This window comes from Pseudoalteromonas sp. MER144-MNA-CIBAN-0113 (assembly GCF_040308965.1).
In the GTDB taxonomy this organism is placed as follows: Bacteria; Pseudomonadota; Gammaproteobacteria; order Enterobacterales; family Alteromonadaceae; genus Pseudoalteromonas; species Pseudoalteromonas tetraodonis.
The window spans coordinates 1-251 of the sequence record NZ_JBEOOG010000481.1 but is presented as its reverse complement, the minus strand read 5'-3'; the positions used below and the strand labels follow the sequence as shown (position 1 = coordinate 251).

Annotated in this window: 1 protein-coding gene; it reads left to right on the top strand. The window is 59.4% G+C overall.

Annotated features, from left to right (window positions below; all coding sequences use genetic code 11):
* Positions 1–46: 46 nt before the first annotated feature.
* Positions 47–251, top strand: a 205-nt coding sequence (locus AAEY57_RS20585; protein ID WP_350608734.1) for a deoxyribodipyrimidine photo-lyase, incomplete at its 3' end; no start/stop codon positions are given.

The window sequence follows — 251 nt, the reverse complement described above, 5'->3', positions numbered from 1 at the left end:
ATGGTTAACTTTACGAAACCCCTTTAGCCAACATTCAGGAGACACCATGACTCAGCTGGTCTGGTTCCGTAACGACCTCAGAGCCGCCGACAATCCGGCCTTGGCCGCCGCCTGCCAGCGTGCTGCGCAATCCTCCGGCGAGTCGGTTGAAGCCTGCTTTATAGTCACCACGGAGCAATGGATCAGCCACGACTGGTCGGCTGCCAAGGTGCGCCTGATGTTAGACCACGCCGATGCGATGGCGCAGGAGC